The organism is Actinocorallia longicatena (assembly GCF_039534125.1).
Taxonomy (GTDB): Bacteria; Actinomycetota; Actinomycetes; order Streptosporangiales; family Streptosporangiaceae; genus Actinocorallia; species Actinocorallia longicatena.
In genome coordinates, this window is sequence record NZ_BAAAUV010000033.1 from 51,146 (window position 1) to 70,403 (window position 19,258).

15 protein-coding genes are annotated in these 19,258 nt (G+C 71.2%); 2 read left to right on the forward strand and 13 right to left on the reverse strand.

Going from position 1 to position 19,258, the window contains the following annotated elements; translation table 11 throughout:
* Nucleotides 1-4: 4 nt before the first annotated feature.
* Nucleotides 5-394, forward strand: a complete 390-nt coding sequence (locus ABD785_RS36305; protein ID WP_344837885.1) for a hypothetical protein — start codon at nt 5-7, stop codon at nt 392-394.
* Here the strand turns inward: ABD785_RS36305 and ABD785_RS36310 are convergent.
* The 7 genes from ABD785_RS36310 to ABD785_RS36340 all read right to left on the reverse strand — a co-directional run bounded on the left by ABD785_RS36310 (nt 375) and on the right by ABD785_RS36340 (nt 12,807).
* Nucleotides 375-2,969: a hypothetical protein gene (locus tag ABD785_RS36310; protein WP_344837888.1), complete on the reverse strand. Its 2,595-nt coding sequence runs from the start codon at nt 2,967-2,969 to the stop codon at nt 375-377. The genes ABD785_RS36305 and ABD785_RS36310 overlap by 20 nt on opposite strands.
* A complete protein-coding gene (locus ABD785_RS36315) occupies nt 2,969-4,333 on the reverse strand; it encodes a hypothetical protein (RefSeq protein ID WP_344837891.1) in 1,365 nt (454 codons plus the stop codon). Before ABD785_RS36315 ends, ABD785_RS36310 begins: the two co-directional genes overlap by 1 nt.
* On the reverse strand, nt 4,327-7,209 hold the full coding sequence (locus tag ABD785_RS36320) for a CHAT domain-containing protein (protein ID WP_344837894.1): 2,883 nt from the start codon (nt 7,207-7,209) through the stop codon (nt 4,327-4,329). Before ABD785_RS36320 ends, ABD785_RS36315 begins: the two co-directional genes overlap by 7 nt.
* A gap of 166 nt (nt 7,210-7,375) precedes the next feature.
* Nucleotides 7,376-8,704, reverse strand: a complete 1,329-nt coding sequence (locus ABD785_RS36325; RefSeq protein WP_344837895.1) for a M16 family metallopeptidase — start codon at nt 8,702-8,704, stop codon at nt 7,376-7,378.
* 113 nt (nt 8,705-8,817) lie between these two features.
* Nucleotides 8,818-11,166 carry a polyribonucleotide nucleotidyltransferase gene (locus ABD785_RS36330; RefSeq protein ID WP_344837898.1) on the reverse strand — a complete coding sequence of 783 codons (2,349 nt, stop codon included), beginning with the start codon at nt 11,164-11,166 and terminating at the stop codon, nt 8,818-8,820.
* 258 nt (nt 11,167-11,424) lie between these two features.
* A complete protein-coding gene (gene rpsO, locus ABD785_RS36335) occupies nt 11,425-11,694 on the reverse strand; it encodes a 30S ribosomal protein S15 (RefSeq protein ID WP_344837900.1) in 270 nt (89 codons plus the stop codon).
* A gap of 168 nt (nt 11,695-11,862) precedes the next feature.
* Entirely contained in the window at nt 11,863-12,807 is a 945-nt protein-coding gene (locus ABD785_RS36340; protein ID WP_344837903.1) for a bifunctional riboflavin kinase/FAD synthetase, read from the reverse strand.
* A 142-nt stretch (nt 12,808-12,949) separates the two neighbouring features.
* Between ABD785_RS36340 and ABD785_RS36345 the strand changes: the two genes are divergently transcribed.
* Nucleotides 12,950-13,807 carry an endonuclease/exonuclease/phosphatase family protein gene (locus ABD785_RS36345; RefSeq protein ID WP_344837905.1) on the forward strand — a complete coding sequence of 286 codons (858 nt, stop codon included), beginning with the start codon at nt 12,950-12,952 and terminating at the stop codon, nt 13,805-13,807.
* Nucleotides 13,808-13,812: 5 nt separating this feature from the next.
* Here the strand turns inward: ABD785_RS36345 and trhA are convergent, their stop codons facing one another.
* The 6 genes from trhA to infB all read right to left on the reverse strand — a co-directional run.
* The gene (gene trhA / locus ABD785_RS36350) at nt 13,813-14,475 is read right to left on the reverse strand and encodes a PAQR family membrane homeostasis protein TrhA (RefSeq protein WP_344837925.1); all 663 of its coding nucleotides are present in this window, start codon (nt 14,473-14,475) and stop codon (nt 13,813-13,815) included.
* A gap of 81 nt (nt 14,476-14,556) precedes the next feature.
* Nucleotides 14,557-15,441: a tRNA pseudouridine(55) synthase TruB gene (gene truB / locus ABD785_RS36355; RefSeq protein ID WP_344837908.1), complete on the reverse strand. Its 885-nt coding sequence runs from the start codon at nt 15,439-15,441 to the stop codon at nt 14,557-14,559.
* Complete coding sequence (locus ABD785_RS36360; RefSeq protein WP_344837912.1) at nt 15,438-16,412, reverse strand: DHH family phosphoesterase; 975 nt, start codon at nt 16,410-16,412, stop codon at nt 15,438-15,440. Before ABD785_RS36360 ends, truB begins: the two co-directional genes overlap by 4 nt.
* Complete coding sequence (gene rbfA, locus ABD785_RS36365; protein ID WP_344837915.1) at nt 16,409-16,906, reverse strand: 30S ribosome-binding factor RbfA; 498 nt, start codon at nt 16,904-16,906, stop codon at nt 16,409-16,411. Before rbfA ends, ABD785_RS36360 begins: the two co-directional genes overlap by 4 nt.
* A 3-nt stretch (nt 16,907-16,909) precedes the next feature.
* Complete coding sequence (locus ABD785_RS36370) at nt 16,910-17,206, reverse strand: DUF503 domain-containing protein (protein ID WP_344837917.1); 297 nt, start codon at nt 17,204-17,206, stop codon at nt 16,910-16,912.
* A gap of 73 nt (nt 17,207-17,279) precedes the next feature.
* Nucleotides 17,280-19,258, reverse strand: a 1,979-nt coding sequence (infB, locus tag ABD785_RS36375) for a translation initiation factor IF-2 (RefSeq protein ID WP_344837920.1), incomplete at its 5' end; no start/stop codon positions are given.

Here is a 19,258-nt window from a genome sequence, read left to right on the forward strand (position 1 = left end):
CAGAGTGACGTTCGTGCAGTTCGGAGCGCTGGCCTTCGGCATGGTCATCGGCTGGTTCACCTATTTCGTCAACCGCTACCGCCAGACGGTCGGCCTCGCCGACGTCGCGACCATCATCGGCGCCCTGGGCGGCGGCGCGATCCTCACGCTCTTCCCCGAGGAATCGGAGCTGTTCGCCGCCTACGGCATCGGCCTCGCCCTCGGCTTCTTCGGCTATTTCGGGCTGCTGCTGCTTCTCGTCCGCAAGACCGACGGCTTCACCACGGCCTGGTTCCTCGACGGCCGCGCCCCGAAGCTGGGCGACGACGAGCGCGACGGCACCGGCACCAACCGGGCCATGCGCGGCACGCCCGCCGACGCCCCCAAGCCCAGGGTCAGCCGCCCGCCCGCATGACGAGCTGCGGCGGCGCGTAGGCGACATAGGCGAGGCCGAGCGGATTCCCGGACGCCAGCAGGCCCAGCCGCGTCGCCAGCAGGGCCTCGCCGAGGCTCCGCCCCTCCGTCACGAACTCCGTGAGCAGCCGCTCGGCCACCGGCGCCGCCAGCGACGTGAACACGGTGATCTCCGTGCCGATGACCCCGGCCGCCCCCGCGTGCTGGACGAACGATCGGAGGAAGCCCATGACGTTCGCGGGCTGGACGGCCGTCGTCTCGCACCCGTTGAGGAACACCAGGGGCGTGCAGTCCGACCAGTCGGTGTCGGGGTCGCCGACGTTGTCCGGCGAGATCCCCATCTCGTGCAGCGGCCCGACCTGGAGCAGCGGGATCCGCCCGTCCATCATCCCGTGGCAGTAGAAGTACACCAGGTGCGGACGGAGATCCGGCGCCCCCAGGGCGTCGATCAGGGGCCGCTGCCGCTCGTGGTACTCCGACAGGCTCGGGTCGCCCAGGCCGTACGCCCACGCGGGATGGCGGGGGTCGAAGTCCGTGCTCGCCCCGACCACGACCGTCGGACGCTCCCCCGGGTGCCGGATCACCCTGACGCCGCCGACCGCCGCCGAGGGACCCCAGCCCGAGACCGCGGGCAGGCGCGACTGGGGCAGGCCGATCTGGTGCCGGAACCCCCAGAAACCGCCCGGGCACACCACCGTCCTGTCCTCGTAGCGGGAGCAGGCTCCGAGGAAGCAGCGGTGGCCGCGGAGGTCCTCGCCCCTGCTGATCGCGCCGAAGGAGTCGGGGCAGAGCGACAGCTCCTCGGAGGTGGTCGTCAGCGGATGGTCGTAGAGGAGCCCGGCGGGCACGACCTGGCCGTGGTCGAGACGTCCGGCGATCTCCACGATGCCCGGCGCCCGCATGAGGTCGCGCAGCGCCTTGGCCCTCCGGCCGCCGGACAGGGAGGTGTTGATCGCGTCCCACAGCCGGTATCCGGCGATCGCGAGCGTGACGAGATCGTCCGCGGTGCGGTCGAGGTCGGGGACGGCGTAGCGGTAGCGGAACGCGTCGGTGTACTCCTGCGGGCTGCCGTAGGCGACCGTCCGCAGCTTCTCGCGGGCCTCGGTGATCGCCTCCTGGACGGGGTTCTCCGCCAGGAGGGTCTCGGCGACCAGCCCGCTGTCGCCGCCGAAGAACCCGAAGGTGCCCGCGCCCGCGCGCGGAAGGTCGAAGTGGAGGGAGGCCGTGCTCGCGGGCTGGGCCGCGAGGTCCCCGGTCCGCAGCGTGGAGTCGGAGACGTAGGTCAGTTCCGAGCGCAGGGCGCCGGTCAGCTCGGTCCGCTCGTCGTCGACCGTCAGCGTGACCTGCCGGGTCTGCAGGAGGGTCTGGCGGCAGTACAGCCGGCACACGATCCGGTGCTCGCCGGGCCGGTCGGGGGTGCGCAGGGGGAACCACAGCCGGGGGCCGCCCGCCGGGCCGCCGCCGGGCCGCGGCCCCGCCTCCGCCGAGCCGCCGGGCAGGACGGTGAAGCGCCCCACATCGGCGCCGGGGACGACCATCGCGCCGTCGGCCGAGCTCAGGGTGACGACCAGCTCGGTGCCGGGCAGGATCGTCACCGGGGCGCCGGGTTCGAAGGAGTCCGGGGCCGTCTCGGCGGCGATCTCGAGCCAGTAGCGGTAGTCCGTCGCGGTGGACAGGCACCGGCCGGGGTTCAGCGGCGTCCCGTCCGCGTCGCTCAGCCCGGTGCTGACGACCCGCTCGGCCGGGACCGGAAGGCGTTCCGGCGCGGACTCGGGGAAGTCGGAGCCCAGGTAGACCTGCTCCTCCGACTCCTGGAGGTCGTCCTCGAACCCGACGTCCCTGGGATCGCCGGTGCGGGGGGTGCGGTCCGAGGGCTCCCAGGTCTCGAACCGCACGCGGCCCACGGCCACGGCACAGAGGCCGGCGACCGTCCCGGGGTCGGTGAGCCCGGCGAGCCTGGTCAGCTCGGGGACGTCGGGATGGGCGGCGGCCAGTTCGGCCTCCGGCGACGCCCACGGGCCGGGGGCCGCCTCGACGATGTCGAGGCAGCCGTCGAACCAGGGATCGGGGACCGCGCTGATCAGGCCGGGCAGCCGGTCGCGCTGCGCCTCCGACAGGTACGGCGCGATCCTGGCGCACATGGCCGCGCTGTACCAGCCGGAGTGCCCGGCCAGGTTGCCGAGCGTGGTGAGGGCGGTCTCCGTCTCCTCCGCGCCGGGGGCGCGCTCCCGGAGCCAGGGCAGCAGATAGAGCGTCTCCGCTCCCCCGGGCGGCGTCTTCGCCGCGTCGGCGAGCACGGACCGCAGGAACGCGCCGGACGGACCGGACCTCCCCGCCACCGCGGGGAACACCGCCTCGACCCGCGCCGCGAACGCCGTGCCCGCGACGCGTTCGGCGAGGACGTCGGCGACCGCGTCGGCGACGACAGGCCAGGAGTCCGGCACGTCGATCTCGGTCATGCCCGCGGCCACCGCCGCCACCGCCAGCAGGGCCTCCGCGCCCCGCACCCGGCGGGCCAGCCACGGCAGCAGCGACGGCGCGGGGTCCCCCAGGAGGTCTTCCAGAGAGGAGGCCATCACTCTCCCGGGCCGGCGATGCCGTCGAGGTACTCTCCCGTCGTGATCGACTCGTCGATCTGGGCCTCGGTGAGCGGCTCGGTCTGGTTGACCGCCGTGTAGGTCGTCCCGTGGTGGTCGAGGGCCACCGCCAGACGGTCCCCGGCCACGAGGTGCGGCAGGTTCGTGTGCAGGATCCTGACGTGCTCGTGCCACTCTTCGGCCAGCCTGGGGCCGTCGCCGGCGAACTTCAGCACGTCGTGGAGCTTGGCGGCCGAGTCGAGCCAGGTGCGCGACAGGCCGGCGTCGGCGAGCATCTCCCAGTAGGTCGTGAACAGGGTCCGCAGCGGGGCGGGTTCGAGGTCGGGGAGGTCCGAGGCCTTGGCGAACAGGCCGGACATCGCCGCCGTGAGCCCCTCGCGCTGCCGGGCCTCGCGCGCCGTCCGGCCGCCCTCCATCCTCTGCCGGTAGCGGATGACGCCGAGGGCCAGGGCGTTGGCGTGCTTCAGCTCGGGCCTGTCGTCGGAGCGGGGCACCGAGGACAGGTACTCGCTGTTCGCCTCCGCCGAGTCGGCGAGCACGGCGTTGTAGAAGGTGTCGATGAGCTCCACCAGCAGCTCCCATCCGAACACCTCCTCGGCGCCCGCCCCCTCGTCCCGCTCCTTCCGGGTCCTGACGTGCACCCACCCGCGAGCCCCCCACAGCTCCTCCTCGGTCGTCAGGAGCCGCGCGCGCAGGGACTCGGCCAGATCGACCGGGCAGCGCACGCTCCCGGCCACCTCGGCGAGCGTCTCCTTGTCGAGACGGGCGAAGGTCTCCAGGAGCGTCTTCAGGGGGAATCTCGCGTCACGCGTCTTCCCGCCCCTGTCCGGATCGGCCGCGATGTAGTCGTTGAAGCGCAGCACGGTCGCGTAGTGGCGGTCCAGGCCCAGCTCCGCGAGCCAGGCGGGAGGGGACGCCGCCCGGCGCTCCAGCAGGTCGGCCAGCTCCAGCCTGCGCGGGGTGTCGAGATCGATCGGCTTCCACGCCGACATCATGAACCGGGGGCCCGGCCCGACCAGGCGGAGCTGCTTGACGCAGGCGTCGATGAAGTCGTCCGCGTTGAACCAGCGGAGCTGGAACGGCCCCGCCGCCAGCAACCGCCCCTTGTCGTCGCCGGAGGTACGGCCGATGACCTCGGCGCGGGTCTCCATCGCCACGTCGAGGATCTCCAGGACGGCCCGGGAGTCGAAGGCGTAGGTGTTGTTGAGCATGATCGGCCTGCCCAGCAGCAGGCTGATGACGGTCTCGGCCTGCGACTGCGCGAGGTTGGCGTGCTCGGGACGGTCCAGGGCCGTGACCCGGGTCGAGTCGTAGGACTCCTGGAAGACCGGATGGTTCAGCATGGAGGCTCTCCTTGCACGGTCGGATCGGGGGATGTGCGCCTTGCCAGGTAGAGCAGCGGCACCGCGGCGGCGCCCGGCTGCCCGGTGAGGACGTAGCGCCGCAGCGCCCGCCCGAAGGCCTGGTCGACGGGGAGATCCGCCAGGACCAGGGAGGTCAGTTCGTCGACGAGCGAGGTGATCGTGTGGCTCATCACCTCGACGCGCATCGCGACGACCGCCCCCGCCCCCGCCTCGACGAGCCTGCGGCCCAGGCCGCCCGACCGGCAGCCGACCAGGACGACCACGGCCGGGAGCGGCGCCGGGAGCGCCTCGATGAACCGCTCGTGGGATACCGGGGGATGGTCGGCGGAGAACCGGAGGTCGGTGTCGGAGCAGTGCGCCCAGACCTGGAGGATGTCGGCCCGGGGAAGGGCTCCGGGGGCCAGATCGTCGGCCGACGCGATCCGCCGGAGCTCCTCCACGTGCACCGATCGGAGCGCGGTGCGCCGCCGGAGTTCCTCGTGGGCGGCGTCGACGAAGGACAGCTCGTCCTGGGCGCCCCGCAGGGCGAGCAGCACGGGCCGGTGCCGTCCGGGGGCGGGCGGAGACCCCGGCACCGCGACGCTCCTGACGATCGAGACCTGGGGTTCGGCGAACCAGCCGAGCGGGGCTCCGGTCAGCCGCAGCAGCTCCCAGGCGGGGGCCTCGACGCCCGCGCAGTCCAGCTCGATCCTGACCGGCAGCTCCGGATCGTCGCCCCGGGCGCGGTCGAGCTCCAGGTCCAGGCCCGAGCACCACAGCAGGTCGCCGAGCGCGGCCCCGGCGAACGATGGAACCGACAGCCGCTCGACCATGAGCCTGCTGAGCCGCCCGGAGTCCGCCGCTCCCTGGCCTCGGGCCGAGCGCAGCAGCGCCCGCACCCGGTCCATGAGCTTCCGGTCGCCCTCGGGGCTGAGGTCCCGCACCGGGCCGGCGGGAAGATCCACCCGGACTCCTCCGGGCAGCTCCGCGGACGGCCCGGACGTGCCGTCCCGCCCGGTCAGCCTGACCGCGATGCCGCCCCGCCTCCCGTCCGCCGGGGTGAGCAGGTCGTAGCCCATGACGCGCCGGCCGTCGGTCGCCACCACCCGGAGGGGGCCCGCGGCCACCCGCGTGAATCCGGGGCGGCGCAGCCGGGTCTGCGCGCCAGGGGCGATCAGGCCGATCCCCTCGTCCGGGTGGACCCAGGCGAGGCTCCCCCGGCTGAACCCGGACGCGACCGGGGAGTCCTTCGGCGGGCTCACCCGGACCGTCCCGGCGGCGGGGACCTCCTGGACGCGGCCCGACCGGGTCATGACCACGATCCCGTCGGCCAGCACGTCGACGAGGGCCGAGTCGGCCTCGGTCCGCAGCGTGCGCGTCCCCCGGGAGGACATCAGCCGGGCCTCACCGTCGATCGCCAGGGCGGCGAGCTCTCCGCCGGGGCCGTAGGCGATCCCGGTGACGGTGTGATCGAAGGTCATCAGGATCTCGTCCCGCTCCGAGACGACCTCGTTCGACCGGCTGAAGGCGTACTCCTCGCCGGAGGAGGCCACGGCGTCGCATCCACCGGAGGACAGCCTCCGCAGCGCCCCGTCGCCGGGGGTCCACCGCCAGGCTCCCGCCCGGGAGGTCACGAGCCAGCCGTCCCGGTGGCCCGCGATCCTGCGGACGGGGAGCCTTCCCGGCAGGCGGGCGGCGGCCGAGCGCGACCCGTGGCCGTCGAACTCCACGAGCGCGCCGGTGTCCGTCCCGGCCGCGGCCTTCCACCGGTGCCGGGGTGAGACGGCGAGCGCCGTGATCCTGTCGGTGACGGCCTCGTGGCTGCCCTGCCCGGCCAGATCCCACTGGACGACCTCCGACCCCGACGCCGTCACGAGATGCCGGTCGTCGAGGAAGGCGACCGGGCCGCCTCCGGTGATCTCGGCGGGAGGCTCGCCCGGCCGCCCCACCCGGATGACGTCGCGGCCCGAGGAGGCCAGGACTCCGGCCGGTGACCAGGCCAGGAATCTGACGGAGGCGTGCCGCCAGACCGGTTCCGCCTCGCCTGCCACCTCCACGCCGCCGTCCCGGGCGAAGGCCAGCCGTCCTGCGGCGTCGAACGCGGCGGCCGACAGCGGACCGGGAACCGGCGGCTCCGTCCGCCACACGGGCTCGCCCTTCAGCAGCCAGGAACCGCGCGTGCCGTCGGCGGCGGCCATGGTGAGGACGTCCTCGCCGACGAAGGACAGCGCGATGATCGGTGAGCCGCGGGGCGACTCGAGGTCCGCCCAGCGCAGACCGTCCCACAGCCTGACGGTGCCGCCCTCGTTCCCGCAGGCGACCAGGCCGTCCTCGCTCACGGCGCTCGCGCGCAGACCGCCCGCCGTGGGCAGGTCCGAGGGGACCGCCATGCCCGCCGCCCGGACCGCGCCCCTGGCGCCGCCGCCCGCGAAGACCGCGGAGGCGTTCCCGGACAGGGTCCACACGGCACCGCCGGAGGAGCCGGACGATCCCAGCACCGGTTCCAGGCCCGCCCCCGCCGTCCAGGCGAGGACCTCGCCCCCTGCGGTCCCCACCAGGACGCGTCCGGCGGCCGGGGCCAGCGCGCGCACCACGGACGGGGCCCTTCCGTCGCGGCGGATCCGGCCGTCCCTCGACCGCGACGACCAGCGCAACCGAAGCTGCGGCGCGCCCGTGGCCATCAGCCGCGCCACCGCCCAGCGCTCGACCGCCGGCATCCGCCACTCGACCGCGATCTCCAGGACCGTCTGGAAGAACAGGACCGGATCGCCGGTGCCGACCCGGTTCTCCGCGTGGTTCAGGGCGGTGGTGAAGTCCTCGTCGCCCGCGAACCGCGCGGGCACGCCCAGCCCGCCGTCGCCTTGCCGTTCTGTCACGCCCGCGCCTGCCCTCGGACCCGTGGGAACAACCGTCCCAGTTGGACGTGTGCGGTCCGTGGGAAGTTCACACCGGAACGGAAGAACACCACGAAAAGCAACGAAGCCCCGACCGGGAGTACCGGTCGGGGCCTGTTCGTCCGTTTCGCAAGGTCAGACGCGGGGGTCAGACCTCGAAGTCACGGCCCTCGAAGGGCCCGATGACGGTCAGCGTCGGACGCTGCTCCAGGAGCTCGCGGGCGATCGTGTTGACCTCGTCGAGGGTCACGGAGTCGATCCGCGACAGGACCTCGTCGACCGACAGCAGGCTGTCGTAGACCAGCTCGGACTTGCCGATGCGCGACATCCGCGAGCCGGTGTCCTCCAGGCCGAGGACGGTCGAGCCGCGGAGCTGGCCCTTGCCGCGGGAGAGCTCCTCGGCGGTGATGCCCGCCTTGGCTGCCTTGGCGAACTCGTCGAGCGAGATCCTCAGGACGTCGTCGATCTTGGCGGGCTGGCAGCCGGCGTACAGGCCGAACGAGCCGGTGTCGGCGTGCTGGCTGGTGTAGCTGTACACCGAGTAGGCCAGGCCGCGCTTCTCCCGGATCTCCTGGAACAGCCGCGAGGACATGCCGCCGCCGAAGGCCGCGTTCAGGACCCCCAGGGCGAAGCGGCGGTCGTCGTTGCGGGCCAGGCCCGGGACGCCCAGCACGATGTGGGCCTGCTCGGTGTCATCGACGATGAGGCGGGTGCCGCCGCCGAGCGTCGGGGTCGGGTCGCCGCCGAGCCGGGGCGCGGCGGGCTTGTCCCCGCCCGACAGCTTGCCCTCGAAGGCCTTGGCGACCAGGGCGACGACCTTGTCGTGGTCGATGTTGCCCGCGACCGCGACGACGAGGTTCGGCGGCGTGTAGTGCGAGTGGTAGTAGCGGGCGATGCCGTCGCGCTGGAGGGCGTTGATCGTCTCGACGGTGCCGAGGATCGGGCGGCCCAGCGGGGCGTCGCCGTACATCGCGATCGAGAACTCGTCGTGGATCAGGTCCGACGGGTCGTCGTCGCGCATCGAGATCTCCTCGAGGATGACGCCGCGCTCGGCGTCCACGTCCTCGGCGGTGATCAGGGAGCCCGTGACCATGTCGGAGACGACGTCGACCGCGAGCGGCAGGTCGTCGTCCAGGACGCGGGCGTAGTAGCAGGTGTACTCCTTGGCCGTGAAGGCGTTCAGGTCACCGCCGACGGCGTCCATCTCCGCCGAGATCTCCAGCGCGGAGCGGCGCTCGGTGCCCTTGAACAGCAGGTGCTCGAGGTAGTGCGTGGCACCGGCGTCGGCGAGGTCCTCGTCGCGCGAGCCGATCCCGGCCCAGATGCCGAAGGCGACCGAGCGGACCGTCGGCATGGTCTCGGTGACCACGCGCAGGCCGCCGGGAAGGACGGTCCGGCGGACGGTGCCGACACCGTCGTGGCCCGGGTACAGGGTGACGGTGCTGCCGGGGGCCTGTTCCGTCGCGGACGAAGTCACTGGAAGAACTCTTCTCGGATCGCTTCAGACATGGGGAAGAAGAAGGCCGACCGGCCCGCGCACAGTGTGTCGCGGAACCAGTCGGCCGTCACGTGATTCGGCTATCGGACGACCTACGAGTTGCGGTCGTCGCCGCCGCGGTCGCCACCGCGGTCGCCGCGCGGGCGGTCGCCCGCCGGGCGGCGGGTCCGGGTGCGGCGGGCGGGACGGTCGTCGCCGCCACCGGCGGGAGCGGAGGCCGGGGCCTCCGAGCCGACGGCCGCGACGGGGGCGGCGTCACCGGACGCGGCCTCCTTCTCGATGACCTCGACCGGGACCAGCGACAGCTTGCCGCGCTGGTCGATCTCGGTGACCTCGACCTGGATCTTCTCGCCGACCTTGATGAACTCCTCGACGTTCTCGATCCGCACGCCGCCGTGCAGCTTGCGCAGCTGGCTGACGTGCAGGAGGCCGTCCTTGCCCGGCATGAGGGAGACGAAGGCGCCGAAGGTCGTGGTCTTGACGACCGTGCCCAGGTAGCGCTCGCCGATCTCCGGCATGTGCGGGTTGGCGATCGAGTTGATCGCCTGACGCGCGGCCTCGGCGGAAGGCCCGTTCGTCGCGCCGACGTAGATGGTGCCGTCGTCCTCGATGGTGATCTCGGCACCGGTGTCCGCCTGGATGGAGTTGATCATCTTGCCCTTCGGGCCGATGACCTCTCCGATCTTGTCCACGGGCACCTTGATGGTGATGATCCGCGGCGCGAACTCCGACATCTCGCCGGTGCCCTCGATCGCGTCCTCCATGACGTCCAGGATGGCGAGGCGGGCGCCCCGGGCCTGGCGGAGGGCCGCACCGAGGACCTCGGCGGGGATGCCGTCGAGCTTGGTGTCGAGCTGGAGCGCGGTGATGAGCTCCTTGGTGCCGGCGACCTTGAAGTCCATGTCGCCGAAGGCGTCTTCGGCGCCGAGGATGTCGGTGAGGGTGGTGTACTCGCCGCCCTCGAAGATCAGGCCCATGGCGATGCCGGCGACGGGCGCCTTGAGCGGCACGCCCGCGTCCAGCAGCGACATCGTCGAGGCGCAGACCGACCCCATCGAGGTCGAGCCGTTCGAACCGAGGGCCTCGGAGACCTGGCGGATCGCGTAGGGGAACTCCTCGCGGGTCGGCAGGACCGGCAGGAGCGCCCGCTCGGCGAGCGCGCCGTGGCCGATCTCGCGGCGCTTCGGCGAACCGACGCGGCCCGTCTCACCGACCGAGTACGGCGGGAAGTTGTAGTTGTGCATGTAGCGCTTGGTGCGCTCGGGGTTGAGCGTGTCGATCGTCTGCTCCATGCGGAGCATGTTCAGCGTGGTGATGCCCAGGATCTGGGTCTCGCCGCGCTCGAACAGCGCCGAGCCGTGCACGCGGGGCACCACGTGGGCCTCGGCCGACAGCTGGCGGATGTCCTTGACGCCGCGGCCGTCGATGCGGACGCCGTCACGGGTGACGCGCTCGCGGATGAGCTTCTTGGTGAGCGAGCGGAAGGCGGCCGAGAGCTCCTTCTCGCGTCCCTCGAACTGCTCGGCGAGCTGCTCGGAGGTCTGCGCCTGGAGCTCGGAGAGCTTGGCCTCGCGCTCCTGCTTGGCGGCGATGGTCAGCGCCTCGGCGAGGGGGCCGGACACGGCGGCGGTGACGGCGGCGAGGGCGTCGTCCTGGTAGTCCAGGAAGACGGGGTACTCGGCGGTCTCCTTGGCCGTGGTGGCGGCCAGCTCGGACTGGGCGCGGCACAGCTCCTTGATGAAGGGCTTGGCGGCGTCGAGGCCCTGCGCGACGGTCTCCTCGGTCGGGCCGACCGCGCCGTCGGCCACCAGGCCGAGGGTCTCGCGGGTGGACTCCGCCTCGACCATCATGATCGCGACATCGCCGTCGGCGAGGGTGCGACCGGCGACGACCATGTCGAAGGTGGCGCGCTCGAGCTCGGAGTGCGTCGGGAAGCCGACCCACTGGCCGTCGATCAGGGCGACGCGGACGCCGCCGATCGGGCCGGAGAAGGGCAGGCCCGCGAGCTGCGTCGACATCGAGGCCGCGTTGATCGCGGCGACGTCGTACAGGTGGTCGGGGTCGAGCGCCATGACCGTCACGACGACCTGGATCTCGTTGCGCAGGCCCTTGACGAAGGACGGGCGCAGCGGGCGGTCGATGAGGCGGCAGGTCAGGACGGCGTCCTCGGAGGGACGGCCTTCCCGGCGGAAGAACGAGCCGGGGATGCGGCCCGCGGCGTACATGCGCTCCTCGACGTCCACCGTGAGGGGGAAGAAGTCGAGGTTGTCCTTCGGCCGCTTCGACGCGGAGGTGGCCGACAGGATCATCGTGTCGTCGTCCAGGAAGACGACGGCGGAACCCGCGGCCTGGCGAGCGAGACGGCCCGTCTCGAAGCGCAGCTTGCGGGTGCCGAAGGTGCCGTTGTCGATAACGGCCTCGGAGCTCGTGACTCCGTCCATGCGAATCGCATCGGACAAGGGAAACCTCCCGGTTTCGATGTTTCCCCGCCGAACGCCCCTCGCCCGAGATCATTTGCCGGTCTTCGATCGAAGCCCGCAGATCTGGGTGATCACTTTCATCGAACCCAGGGATCTGGTGGCCACTACCGAGGACCGGCCCTCGTCGCGCCGGATGGCGTTCGCGGGCTGTTGTTGTTCTAGGTCAGGTTACTACTGAGGGAGTGATCCAGGTGATACGGATCACTCCCTCAGGTGAAGCTAGCGACGCAGGCCGAGGCGCTCGATCAGCGAGCGGTAGCGGCTGATGTCCTTGTTCTGCAGGTACTTCAGCAGACGGCGGCGGCGGCCGACCAGGAGCAGCAGGCCACGACGGCTGTGGTGGTCGTGCTTGTGCGCCTTGAGGTGCTCGGTCAGGTCGTTGATCCGGCGGGTCAGCAGTGCGACCTGGACCTCCGGGGACCCGGTGTCACCCTCAACGGTCGCGTACTCGGCGATGATCTGGTTCTTGACGGCGGTGTCCAGGGACACGTGACTCCTTAGATTTGCTCGACATCCGCAGCTCCGCCCGGTCCTTGAGAACCCGCGGGCCGCATGATGCGTTCGTGAAACGTCCTGCCGCTATGAGGGCGCAGCAGGCGATGACCAGAGCATGTCTGAGATCAGCACAGCTCTGGTGACTACTCACGGTATCACGCTCTACTCCGAGCGCGTGACCTCTCGGGCCTGCTCGACGTCGCGGCCCATCTCCTCGATCAGCTCGTCGATCGAGTTGAACTTGACCATGCCGCGGATGCGGGCCACGAAGTCGACCGCGACGTGCTCGCCGTACAGGTCGAGATCGTCCAGGTCGATGGCGTAGGCCTCGACGGTCCGCTCCACGCCCTCGAAGGTCGGGTTGGTGCCGATGGAGATCGCGGCCGGCCACCTCGCACCCGGGTAGCGGTCGGAGTCGCAGACCAGGAAACCCGCGTAGACACCGTCCGCGGGGATGGCGGTGTGCGGGACGGACTCGACGTTCGCGGTCGGGAACCCCAGGGCCCTCCCCCGCTGGTGGCCCCTGACGACCACGCCCTCGACCCGGTGCGGGCGGCCGAGCGCGTGGGCCGCCTCCTCGACGGCCCCCTCGGCCAGCTTCTCCCGGATCGCGGTGGACGAGATCGTGTCGCCGTTGGCCACCAGTGGAACTCCCTCAGCCTCAAAGTCGTACTTCTCGCCCAGCTCCACCAGGAGGGGCACGTCACCCTTGGCCTTGTGGCCGAAGCGGAAGTCCTCGCCGACGATCACGCGGGCCGCGTGGAGCCGGTCGACCAGGACGGACTGGACGAACTCGTCCGGCCCGACCTTCGACAGCGCCAGCGTGAACGGCAGCACCATGACGGCGTCCGCGCCCTGCTCCGACAGCAGTTCCGCGCGCCGCTTGGCCGATCCGAGCAGCGGCGGGTGGCTTCCGGGCCGCACGACCTCGTCGGGATGCGGGTCGAAAGTGATCACCACGCTGGGAAGGCCCAGCTCGGAGGCCAGTTCGGCGGCCCGCCGGATCACCCTCTGGTGCCCGCGGTGCACCCCGTCGAACACGCCGATGGTCACGACCGATCGACCCCAGTCGTGGGGCACTTCGTCCTGGCCGTACCAGCGCCGCACTGCCGCTCCCTCAGGTCACACGAGTCCTAGCGGGACTAGCCTGCCATGCCCGTCCACCGGGCTCTGACGGCGCACCCCCCGTACCCACGACTCTACTCGCCGGTAGTTCGGCCCACCGGCACCCTGCCGGTAGCTTCTGACGATGACCTTGCTCACCCGCCGCCCCTGGCTCGCCGTCGCGGCCGTGCTGGTCACGGCCGTGCTGCTCGGGCACTCCCGCCTTCCGGGCGGCGTGGGGACGGTCGTGGAGAGCTTCCTCCCGTGGTTCGGGCTGCTGATCATCCCGCTGGCGCTCCTGCGGTCGGTGTGGGCGCTCCTCCCCGCCGTGACATGGGCCGCGATGTTCGGCGCTTTCTGGGTGGGGCAGGGACCGGGCGGTGATCATGATCTGCGGGTGGTGAGCCAGAACGTCAAGGCGTTCAACTCCGAGCCGCTGGCGCTCAACCGCAAACTCGTCTCGCTGAAGGCCGACGTGGTCGCCCTCGAGGAGATCACCACCGGCACCCGCACCCTGGACCGCGCCTACCCCCACACCGAGCGGCTCGGCACCGTCGGCGTCTGGAGCCGCTACCCGATCTCCGGCGTCCGGCGGATCGACCTCGGCCTCGGCTGGACGCGCGCGCTCAGCGCCACCCTGACCACCCCCAAGGGCCCTGTGACGATCTACGTCGCCCACCTGGGCTCCGCCCGCCCCGGCGCCACCCGGGGCCGCGACACCAGCCTCGCCCACCTGGCCTCGGCGCTGCACGCCGACGACTCCCGCCGCCTCATCCTGCTGGGCGACCTGAACACCGCCTCCACCGACACCAGGTTCACCGAACTCCCCCTCGACGACGCGCAGTCCACCGCCGGCTGGGGCTTCGGCTTCACCTGGCCTTCGGCCTTCCCCGTCACCCGCCCCGACCACGTCCTCTACCGGGGCGTCACCCCCACCACCGCCTCCGTCGTCACCACCCCGGGCAGCGACCACCGCGCCGTCACCGCCGACTTCCGTCTCTGACCGGGTCAGACGTTGTAGACGACCAGGGAGACGGCGATGTACTGGCAGATGTAGGCGGCGAGGGTGAAGGCGTGGAAGACCTCGTGGAAGCCGAACCAGGCGGGGTTGGGGTCGGGCTTCTTGAGGGCGTAGACGACACCGCCGGCGGAGTAGAGGGCTCCGCCGATGATGACCAGGACGCTCGCGGCGACGCCCGCGCCCGAGAAGAACTGGGGGATCGCCAGGACGGCCACCCAGCCGAGGGCGATGTAGAAGAAGGTCGAGAGCCAGCGGGGGGCGCTCAGCCAGCAGGTCTTGAAGATCACGCCAGCGATGGCGGCGGTCCAGACGGTGCCGAGGATGATCTCGCGGGCCAGGCCGTCCAGGGCCAGGAGGGCGAACGGGGTGTAGGTACCGGCGATGATCAGGTAGATGTTCGCGTGGTCGAAACGGCGCATGGCCGCCGAGCCGCGGGGGCCGAAGTCGTTGCGGTGGTAGGTGGCCGAGATGCCGAACAGCAGGGCGCTGGTGATCGCGTAGATCGCGGCGCCGATCCGGGCCTGGAGAGTGGGGCCGAAGGTGACCAGGACCAGGCCCCCCAGCAGGGCGGCGGGGAACATTCCCAGGTGGAGCCAGCCGCGCAGGCGGGGCTTCACCGCTTCGGCGGTTCTTTCCAGGGTCGAGTTCACCACGGTCGCACTTCCTTACCCCTCAAAACTTACGTACCCGTAGGTTACGGCACCGTAGGTTCTTTTGGCACGTGAGGGTGATCACGGCACGAAGACCGCCAGCGGCTTCGCCTGCTTCCCGACCTCCTCGACCAGCGACAGGAAGGTCCCGTCGGGGCCGAAGACGCCGATCGGGCCCTCGCCCAGGCCGAGGGCGGGAAGACGGCCGCCGTGCTCGACGGCCTTGGCCTCCGCCTCGGTGACGTCCCGGCGCGGGAAGGCGGCCGTGACGGCCTCCGCGATCGGCAGGATCGTGCACTCGACCGCGAGTTCCTCGAGCGTCCTGGCCTGGTCGAGACGGTAGGGGCCGACGAACGTGCGGCGCAGGGCCGTCAGATGGCCTCCCACGCCGAGATCGGCGCCCAGGTCGCGGGCCAGCGCGCGGATGTAGGTGCCGGAGGAGCAGGTGATCGAGACGTCCACGTCGACGGTGCCGCCGTCCCTGCGGACGCCCAGCGTCTCGAAGGAGTGGATCGTCAGGGGACGGGCCTTGAGCTCGACCTCCTCGCCCTTGCGGGCGCTCTTGTAGGCGCGCTCGCCGTTGACCTTGATCGCCGAGACCTGCGGCGGAACCTGCTGGATCTCGCCGGTCAGTTTCGCGATCCCGGCCGCGATCGCCTCGTCCGTGACGTGCCCCGCGGGGGTCCGCGACGTCGTCTCGCCCTCGGCGTCGTCGGTGTTGGTGGTCTCCCCGAGCCGGATCGTCCCGTCGTAGCCCTTGCGGGTCAGCGCGAGATGGCCGAGCAGGCGGGTGGCCTTCTCGATCCCCACGACCAGGACGCCCGTCGCCATCGGGTCGAGGGTTCCGGCGTGGCCGACGCGGCGCGTCCCGGCGAGGCGGCGCATCCGGGCCACGACGTCATGGGACGTCCATCCGGCGGGCTTGTCGACGATCACGAGCCCACTCGGCGGGACAACCTTGCTCACAGAAGTTCCTTCAGTCGGTTGATGAGGGCCTGGACGTCGCCGTCGGCGGTGAACGCGGCGGCCAGGCGGTGCCCGCCGCCGCCGAGGGCCTCACAGGCCCGTCCGACGTCGACGGCGCCCTTGGAACGGGTCGAGACGTACCAGCGTCCCTCGTCGTTCTCCTTCGCGACGACGGCCACCTCGGCCTCGTCGGCCCGGCGCAGAACATCGATGATGCCCTCAAGGCGGTCATATCCGACGCCCAGCCGGTCCGCGCGGCTCACGGTGGTGGAGACCAGCCCCAGCCCGCCGATGGCCGCCTCGTCGAGCACGGCGCGTTCCAGGGCGATGCCGAGGACCTTCAGCAGCCCGAAGGAGGACCGGTCCCACAGCTCGCGCGAGACCTCGTCGGGCTTGGCGCCGGCCTCGATCAGCCGCCCCGCCAGCGCGTGCACGGCCGGGGTGGTCATGGCGTACTTGAACGAGCCGGTGTCGGAGGCCAGGCCCGCGTACAGGCAGGTGGCGGAGTCCTTGGTCAGCGGGACTCCCAGCCGGGTCAGCAGCTGGTCGGTGACCACGGCCGTCGCGGCGGCGTCGTGGTCGACCAGGTCGATGGTCCCGAACCCCGGATTGCTCACGTGGTGGTCCAGGACGATCAGCTCCCGGGCGCGCTCGGCCGCCGGGGCCAGGCCGCCGAGCCGGTCGCGGCGGGCCGCGTCGAACGTGATCATCACGTCCGGCGCGGCCGGATACAGCGACGGCTCGGAGAGCATCTCCAGGCCCGGAAGAAAGGCCAGCATGGCCGGGACGCCATAAGGCTCCCCGAACGAGACCGTGAACCGCCGGTCCAGATGCCTCAGCCCGTGGGCGAAGGCCAGCATGGAACCGAGGGCGTCGCCGTCGGGACTGATATGGCAGGCCAGGCTGATCTGCCCGGCCGTCTCGATGGCTCGGACGGCCTGGCCCCAGGACTGCGCCGGGATCGTGCTCACGAAGACGAGTGTCCGCTTTCCTCGGCGTCCTCGTCCGCCGAATCCTCTTCTTCGTCTTCGTCCTCTTCGAGATCGTCTTCGTCGATCTTGTACGGATTGGCGTCGCCCGCGTGCTCGGCGCCCACCGCCTTGGCCGCCACCTCGGCGTCGGCCTGCTTGGCCTTGGCCAGCAGCTCCTCGATCTGGAGGGCGTTGTCCATCACGCCGTCCAGCTCGAAGGTCAGGGACGGGGTGTGCCTGATCCCCGTCTTGCGGCCGACCTCGGAGCGGAGGACGCCCTTGGCGCTCTCCAGCGCCGCGGCGGTTCCGGCCTTCTCCTCGTCCGTGCCGTACACCGTGTAGAACACGGTGGCGTCACGCAGGTCGTTCGTGATCTTGGCGTCCGTGATCGTCACGAACCCGAGCCTCGGGTCCTTGATCCGCCGTTCCAGCATCTCCGCCACGATCTGCTGAATCCGGTCGGCGAGCTTGCGCGCCCGCGCCGCATCCACCATGGCCTACTCCTCGTCGTCGTACAGCCGCTGCCGCGCCGACAGCAACTCGATCTCAGGGCGGCCCGCGACGAGCCGCTCACAAGCGTTGAGCACTTCTGTGCAGTTGCCCGCGGATCCCGAGACCACCGCGATCGCGATCTCGGCCCTGCGGTGAAGGTCCTGGTCGCCCGTCTCGGCGACGGCGACCGCGGGGAAGCGCTTCCGCACCTCCGCGATGATCGGCCTGACGACACCGCGCTTCTCTTTCAGCGAATGTACGTCACCGAGCAACAGGTCAAGGGTCAGAGCCCCAACGAACAAGTATTCATCACCTCGTGTAAGAAAACCCGTGGCGACCAGGGAAAGTTCCCTGGTCGCCACGGGTTTGAAGAACCTACGACCTGGGCTTCTCGCGCATTTCGAAGGTTTCGATCACGTCGTCGATCTTCAGGTCCTGGTAACCGATGCCGATACCGCACTCGAAGCCCTCGCGGACCTCGGTGACGTCGTCCTTCTCCCTGCGGAGCGAGGTGACGGTGAGGTTGTCGGCGATGACCGTGCCCTGACGGACCAGCCGCGCCTTGCTGTTGCGGTTGACCGTGCCGGACTGGACCATGCAACCGGCGATGTTGCCGAGCTTCGGCACCTTGAAGATCGCGCGGATCTGGGCGGTGCCCAGCTGCGCCTCTTCGAACTCCGGCTTGAGCAGGCCCTTGAGGGCCGCCTCGACCTCTTCGATCGCGTTGTAGATGACCGAGTAGAAGCGGATGTCGACGCCCTCGCGGTCCGCCATCTCCTGCGCGTTGCGCTCGGGACGGACGTTGAAGCCGATGATGACCGCGCCCTCGGACGCCACCGCGAGGTTGACGTCGTTCTGCGTGATCGCGCCGACGCCGCGGCGGATGACCCGGAGGCTGACCTCGTCGCCCACATCGATCTTGAGCAGCGAGTCTTCCAGGGCCTCCACGGAACCGGACATGTCGCCCTTGAGGATGAGCAGCAGTTCCTGGCGCTCGCGGTTCTCGAGGTCCTTGAACAGGTCCTCCAGCGAGAACTTCGGCCGGCTCCTGAGGAGTTCGGCGTTCCGCTTGCGGGCGGCCCGCTTGTCCGCGATCTGGCGCGCCATCCGGTCGTCCTCGACGATCAGGAAGGAGTCGCCCGCTCCGGGGACGGCGGTGAGGCCGAGGACCATGACCGGACGGGACGGGCCCGCCTCTTCGAGGTGGTCCCCGTTCTCGTCCAGCATCGCCCGGACGCGTCCGTAGGCGCCACCGGCGACGATCGAGTCGCCGACGGTCAGGGTTCCGCGCTGGACCAGCACGGTCGCCACCGGGCCGCGGCCCTTGTCGAGGTGACCCTCGATGATGGCGCCCTGAGCGTCCTGGTCGGGGTTGGCCCGCAGGTCGAGCTCGGCGTCGGCGGTGAGGACGATCGCCTCGAGGAGGCCGTCGATGTTCAGGCCCTGCTTCGCGGACACGTCCACGAAGATGGTCTGTCCACCGAACTCCTCGGCCACCAGGCCGTACTCGGTGAGCTGCGCACGGACCTTCGTCGGGTCCGCGCCCTCCTTGTCGATCTTGTTGACCGCCACGACGATCGGCACGCCGGCCGCCGTCGCGTGGTCGATCGCCTCGGTCGTCTGCGGCTTGACGCCGTCGTCGGCCGCGACCACCAGGACCACGAGGTCGGTGGTGTCGGCACCACGGGCACGCATGGCGGAGAACGCCTCGTGACCCGGGGTGTCAATGAAGGTGATCTTGCGCTCCTGGCCCTCGACCTCGGTCGCGACCTGGTAGGCGCCGATGTGCTGGGTGATGCCACCCGCCTCACCGGCCACGACGTTGGCGTTCCGGATCGCGTCCAGAAGCTTCGTCTTACCGTGGTCGACGTGACCCATGACGGTGACGACCGGCGGACGCGAGACCAGCAGGTCCTCGCCGCCCTCGTCCTCGCCGAACTCGAGGTCGAACGACTCCAGCAGCTCGCGGTCCTCGTCCTCCGGGCTGACGATCTGGACGTTGAAGTCCAGCTCCTCGCCGAGGATCTTGAAGGACTCCTCGGTGACCGACTGCGTCGCCGTGACCATCTCACCGAGGTGCATCATGATCGCGACGAGCGAGGCCGGGTTGGCTCCGATCTTCTCGGCGAAGTCCGTCAGCGAGGCGCCGGCCGCCAGGCGGACGACCTTCCCGTTGCCGCGCGGCGCGTTGACGCCGCCGATGGCGGGAGCCTGCATGTTGTCGAACTCTTGACGCCGCTGCTTCTTGGACTTGCGTCCACGGGCCGGACGGCCGCCCGGACGCCCGAAGGCACCCGCCGTACCGCCGCGACCACGGCCGCCGGGGCCGGGACGGCCACCGCCGCCACCGAAGC